Raw genomic sequence first — 5,486 nt, forward strand, 5'->3', positions numbered from 1 at the left:
ACGGCGAGACCCAGATGACCTGCTACGTTGCTTAGGGTCGCCTAATGTCGGGCACCGTGTCTGTAAGGAAGGCGGTCTCATGCGTTCTCTGGCCAGGATCCCGCGGCGTCGTTTCGCCGCGATGCTTGGGTCGGTGGTATCCATACTCGTCGCGGTGGTGATCGGGTTGGTGCCCACGCTCACCGCGACCCCAGCTGCGGCAGCGCCTGCCACCGCGGGCACGGTGCTAAGCGCCGAGGACATCACCGACAGGCCGGACGCGAAGGTTGCAGGTGCGGGCAAAGTTGTTGCCGTGACCTACCTTTCGCCGCAGAGTGACGGCACGCTCGTGCCCGTGCGTGCCACGATCATGATTCCCGCTGTTGCCGCACCGAAGGATGGCTATCGCGTCCTGGCCTACGGTCACGGCACCGCGGGCCTCGGCGACGACTGCACCGTCACCGACCGCATGGGGCATCAGGGGCGCTACGACTCCTGGCTTGGTCCGTGGCTCAAGAAGGGCTACGTCATCGCGGCGACCGAGTACGCGGGTATCGGCGGCCCCGGTGTGCACGCCTACCTCGACGGCGACATCGCAGGCAAGAACATCCTCGATTCCGTTCGCGCGGCGCGCGTCGTGACCCCACAGTTCACCGGAGCGCAGACCTCGAAGGGCTTTGTGTCCACGGGTGGTTCGCAGGGTGGACACGCCGCGTTGTGGGCGGGTCATCTCACGCCGACTTACGCTCCCGAGTTGACCAATGTCGGTGTCGCCGCGACCTCACCGCCCGTCGACATCGCCGACTACTTCTCGGCGATCCGACCGGGCGTCCCGCCGGTCGAGGTGCCCGACTACGTCACCTACTTCTCGTACGTGCTCGCGGGACTCAAGGTCGCGCGACCCGATGTGGACGTCGATTCCTATCTGACCCCGCAGGGGCGCAAGGTCGTGAAAGATGCGCAGACACTGTGCTACCCGAATCAGGGTCGCGCGACAAAGGGGATGACCGTCGGGCAACTCGTTGCGAAGCCGTTCAACGAGGGTCCGCTGATCCCGGCTTTGCGCTCGGTGACGTACGTCCCCGAAAAGGGTTATCCAGCACCGATTCTGCTCCAGCAGGGCGCACTCGATCCGGTGGCATTCGCGCCGCTGACACAGCGGTGGGTCGATCGCGCGAAGGCGAACGGCGTCAATGTCGATCTGCGGACCTACCAGGCCGGCCACGGCGTCGGTGTCTACGCGGAAACGAACGCGCTGGCATGGTCCGAAGGGCTCCGCTGGCCGACGGCCTGATCGCGGCGCGTCAGCGCTACAACGACCTACAACGACCTACAAAGACCTACAAAGACCTACAAAGACTGCGTCCCGCTCACCGAGGAATCGGTGAGCGGGACGCAGTCGTTGTGGTGGGTTTCTCTCCCCGGGGCAAACCTCAGAACTTGGCGGCCACGGGATCGAGGGTGTTGATCACGAATCCGACCGACGGTGCGCTGGGCACGCTGAAGGCAGGCTGCGTCTTGTCGTCGAGGAACACCACGGTGCCCTTCTGGACCGCGGGCAGCGATGACCAACCCGGAACACGCTCTGCGACAGCGGGATCGCCGCCCGGGGTGTAGACAACGAGCAGATCCGAGTCGAGCAGGTCGATTCGCTCGGCAGAGATGAGGGAGCGCGTCGAACCCTCCTTGTGCTCGGCGGCGACCTTCGGGTTCAGGGTGAATCCGAGCTGGGCGATCAGACCTGCGGCGGCATCGTCGGTGGTGTTGATCGCACCGACCTGGCCGGTCGGACCGACCTGTGCGAAGGTGAACGTCTTGCCAACGGCCGCGGGGTACTTCGCCTTGAAGTCGGAGATCTTCTTGTTCGTCGAGTCGACGAGTTCGGTTGCCTGCTGCTGCTTGCCGAAGATCTGCCCGGTGGTGGTGGCGATCTTCTCCCACGTATCGACCGTCGCGCCCTTGGTCAGGACGGGGATCGTCGGTGCGATCTCAGCCAGCTTGTCGTAGCGGCTCTTGTCGCCGACATAGCCTGCCAGGATCAGATCCGGTTGGTACTTGGCGATCTCGCCGACGCTGACCTGCGAGATGTCTGCAACCTGGATCACCTCGGAGTCGTGCTTGGGCGTCCACTCGAAGCTCGGGGTGCCCTGCGGAACGAACTCAGCGGTGATCGGGATATCCAGCGCCGCAAGGGTATCGGTCCAGTCGGTGATAAGGCTGACCACCTTGGTCGGCTTCTTGTCGATCGTGGTGCTGCCGAACTCGTGGTCGATCGTCACGGGGGCGAACGATTCCGATGACGACGACGATGCGTCGTCCTCTGAGGACGAGCATGCGGCCAGGAAACCGATGAGTCCTGCTGTCAGCAGAACCGCGAGTGCCCGCGTCGCGCGCGTTTTCTTCACTTCAATCCAATCGTCTGTGTCGGGTATGTCAGTTTCGGACGGTACATCGCACATCACATGTCCAACGTCGCACCTCCGTCGACGCGAAGGTCGTGCATGGTGATGTGGCGTGCGGCGTTCGACGCGAGGAATACCACCGTCGATGCAACATCTTCGGGACTTGCTATGCGTCCCAACGGTATTCCGAGTCGATAGGCGTCCGGTTCCCCGGCGAGTACCCGGTCGCGGTCAGCGTCGTCGGTCCACATTCCCCGCAGCATCGGCGTGTCGGTGGAACCGGGGGAGACAATGTTGACGCGGACACCGTACGGCGCGACCCGAAGTCCGAGACTGCGCGCGTACGACGTCGCGGCGGCCTTGGATGCGGCGTACGCGGCCAGCCCCGATCGCGGGGTGGCTCCCGCGTTGCTCGAGACGACCACGACGGATCCGCTCCGTCGCGCGGTGAGGTCGTCGAGTGAGACGTCGAGCAGATTGCGCACCCCGCCCGCGTTCACGGCCATGCAGGTATCCCAGTCGTCGGACATCACTCCGGCGGCCGAGACGACGATATCGACGGGGCCCGCCTGCGTCGCCGCCTTCCACGCATCGCCGACAGCCTGCCGATCGGTGACGTCGACACTACGAATACCGTTGTCGTGCACCAGATCCCACGCGTCCACCGAGGCCCCGTGCGCGCGCAGCAACGCGGTGACGGCTGCCCCGATACCCCCCGCGGCGCCGGTGACCACCGCGCGTGTTCCCGCGAGCGAACCGGGTTGAAGCAACACAGGATCAGGCAGCGCAGAATCAGGCATGGCTGCGCGCCCCGCGCGCGGGGGTGTCCGATTCCGACGTTGCGCCTTTCTGCAGCGCGTCGACAACGTCGTCGGTGGTGAGGACCCGTCCCGCACGCTTTCCGACGTATTCGCACGCCATCGTGTGCTCGTCGCGCGTGAAGTCGGCGACGGCGTCGGCAACGAAGAACGGTTCGACGTCCATCATGAACGCCTCGGTTGCGCTGATCATGCACCCCATGTGGGCGTACACCCCGATCACGATGAGCTGATCACGCCCGTGCCGTGCCAACAGGTGTCTCAGATCGGTGCGCTGAAATCCCGAGTACCGCCACTTGGTGACGGTGATGTCGCCCTGGCGAGGAGCCAGTGCGGGAATGATGTGCTCGTCACGGCCGGAATCGAGTCCACGGCCCCAGAAATCGGCCAGGATTCCTCGACGCGAGGGGTGTTGATCGCCGGGCTGCGCCGTGTAGACGACGGGTATGCCCGCGGCGGTGGCTGCCGCACGAATGGCGACCATGTTCGGGAGCGCGGTCGCCATCGGTTCGGCCTGCGTATCGTAGGCGTCGATGAAGTAGTTCTGCATATCGTGGATCAGCAGCGCGGCGCGCGAGGGTTCCAACTTCCAGTCGACGCGCTGCGGGAACGGTCCGTCGGGAATCTGGTACGGGGTGATCGTCGGGATAGCCACGCCATTAGGGTAGCCTCACCTTTATGCTCGTGTCTCCATGGCCCCCGGAACTGGAAGCGAAATATCGAGCCGACGGACTGTGGGTGGGGGAGACGTTCGACGACGTCCTGCGCTCTCGGGCCGACGACCCGGCGTCCGCCGACCATACCGCTGTCGTCGACATCCACCGCAGGCTCACCTACGTGGAGTTGAACGATCGCGTCAGCCGGATCGCGGCGGGCTTCGTCGAACTCGGGATTGCGCCAGATGACCGTGTGCTGGTGCAGATCCCGAACCGGGTCTGCTACGTCGAAGCCGTCTTCGCGCTGTTCCGACTCCGCGCGATCCCGGTGTTCACGCTTCCCGCTCATCGTGCAGGCGAACTCGTCGGTATCGCGCGCGCTGCCGGTGCCACCGCGATCATCTCGCCACGCGAGGACGCGGGATTCGACTATCGCGGACTCGCCGACACGATTGCGGCGCAAGTTGATTCGGTGACCCGGTGGATCGACGCCGACGACCTCGACGCGTTGTTGGCGCAACCGCTCGAGCACGACCGCGCGAACCCCGCCGAGCTCGCCTTCCTGCAGTTGTCGGGTGGAAGTACGGGCATCCCCAAGCTCATTCCGCGCACACACGACGACTATCTGTACAGCGTGCGTCGCAGTAATGAACTCTGCGGCGTCACCGCCGACACGGTCTATCTCGCGACGCTGCCCGTCGCACACAACTTCCCGATGAGTTCGCCAGGCATTCTCGGCGCGATGTGTGCCGGCGGGACGATCGCCCTCACCGCGTCGCCCGCGCCGTCCGTCGCATGGGAGATGGTGGCGCGCGAGGGCGTGACGATGACCGGCCTCGTGCCGCCCCTTGCGCGGCTGTGGACCGAAACCGCCGAGGCCGGAACATCTTTCGACCTCTCGTCTCTCGACGTCATCCAGGTCGGAGGTGCGCGCTGCCCGGACGAACTCGCACGCCGCATCGGCCCGGCACTCGGGGTGCGCTTGCAGCAGGTTTTCGGTATGGCCGAGGGCCTGGTCTGTTACACGCGGCTCGACGACCCGATCGACGTGATCACGACGACGCAGGGCCGTCCGATGTCGGCAGACGACCAGGTCAGGCTCGTCGACGAGGACGGCGTCGACGTCGGCGCCGGACCTGGCTTCCTGGAGACGCAGGGGCCGTACACGATTCGTTCGTATTGGCTGGACGCGAGCCCGTCGTCGTTCGCGACCGACGGGTGGTATCGCACAGGGGATGTCGTCGAGCTGACCGCAGAGGGCAACATCGTGGTGCGCGGTCGTGGCGGCGATCGTGTCAATCGCGGCGGCGAGAAGGTGTCCGCCGAGCAACTCGAAGAACAGTTGCTGACACACCCTGCGGTGCGCGACGCCATCGTGGTGGCGGTAGCCGACCCCTATCTCGGTGAGCGCACCTGCGCCTACCTGATCGCCGACGACGCCGACAATCCGCCTAACCTCGCGGGTATCCGACGCTTCGTCCGCGAGAACGGCCTTGCGGAGTGGAAGCTCCCCGACATCGTCAAGATCATCGACGAATTCCCCGAGACCGGCGTCGGCAAGGTGAGCCGCAAGAAGCTTCGCGAGATCCTCGCGGGCTGACCCTTCTGACCGATCAGGCCGCTCAGGCCGC

General features: G+C 65.4%; 5 protein-coding genes. 2 read left to right on the forward strand and 3 right to left on the reverse strand.

Annotated elements, in window-relative coordinates; translation table 11 throughout:
- Window positions 1-79: 79 nt before the first annotated feature.
- Window positions 80-1,273: a lipase family protein gene (locus tag RND64_RS10870; RefSeq protein WP_049697336.1), complete on the forward strand. Its 1,194-nt coding sequence runs from the start codon at window positions 80-82 to the stop codon at window positions 1,271-1,273.
- 139 nt (window positions 1,274-1,412) lie between these two features.
- Here the strand turns inward: RND64_RS10870 and RND64_RS10875 are convergent, their stop codons facing one another.
- From RND64_RS10875 to RND64_RS10885, 3 genes are read right to left on the reverse strand one after another with little or no spacing between them, the layout of a single operon-like run.
- Complete coding sequence (locus RND64_RS10875) at window positions 1,413-2,384, reverse strand: ABC transporter substrate-binding protein (RefSeq protein ID WP_049697525.1); 972 nt, start codon at window positions 2,382-2,384, stop codon at window positions 1,413-1,415.
- A 53-nt stretch (window positions 2,385-2,437) separates the two neighbouring features.
- The gene (locus tag RND64_RS10880) at window positions 2,438-3,181 is read right to left on the reverse strand and encodes a 2,3-dihydro-2,3-dihydroxybenzoate dehydrogenase (protein WP_049697337.1); all 744 of its coding nucleotides are present in this window, start codon (window positions 3,179-3,181) and stop codon (window positions 2,438-2,440) included.
- Window positions 3,174-3,854 carry an isochorismatase family protein gene (locus RND64_RS10885; protein WP_049697338.1) on the reverse strand — a complete coding sequence of 227 codons (681 nt, stop codon included), beginning with the start codon at window positions 3,852-3,854 and terminating at the stop codon, window positions 3,174-3,176. Before RND64_RS10885 ends, RND64_RS10880 begins: the two co-directional genes overlap by 8 nt.
- A gap of 23 nt (window positions 3,855-3,877) precedes the next feature.
- On the opposite strand from RND64_RS10885, the gene RND64_RS10890 reads away from it, so the two are divergent.
- Window positions 3,878-5,455: a (2,3-dihydroxybenzoyl)adenylate synthase gene (locus RND64_RS10890; protein WP_049697339.1), complete on the forward strand. Its 1,578-nt coding sequence runs from the start codon at window positions 3,878-3,880 to the stop codon at window positions 5,453-5,455.
- Window positions 5,456-5,486 lie beyond the last annotated feature (31 nt).

Source organism: Gordonia sp. w5E2, assembly GCF_036540975.1.
Lineage (GTDB): Bacteria > Actinomycetota > Actinomycetes > Mycobacteriales > Mycobacteriaceae > Gordonia > Gordonia jacobaea.

What these genes read in the sequence shown, in the direction of transcription:
- RND64_RS10870 (WP_049697336.1), top strand. Translation starts at nt 80, where the DNA reads ATGCGTTCTCTGGCCAGGATCCCGCGGCGTCGTTTCGCCGCGATGCTT.
- RND64_RS10880 (WP_049697337.1), bottom strand. Translation starts at nt 3,181, where the DNA reads ATGCCTGATTCTGCGCTGCCTGATCCTGTGTTGCTTCAACCCGGTTCG.
- RND64_RS10890 (WP_049697339.1), top strand. Translation starts at nt 3,878, where the DNA reads ATGCTCGTGTCTCCATGGCCCCCGGAACTGGAAGCGAAATATCGAGCC.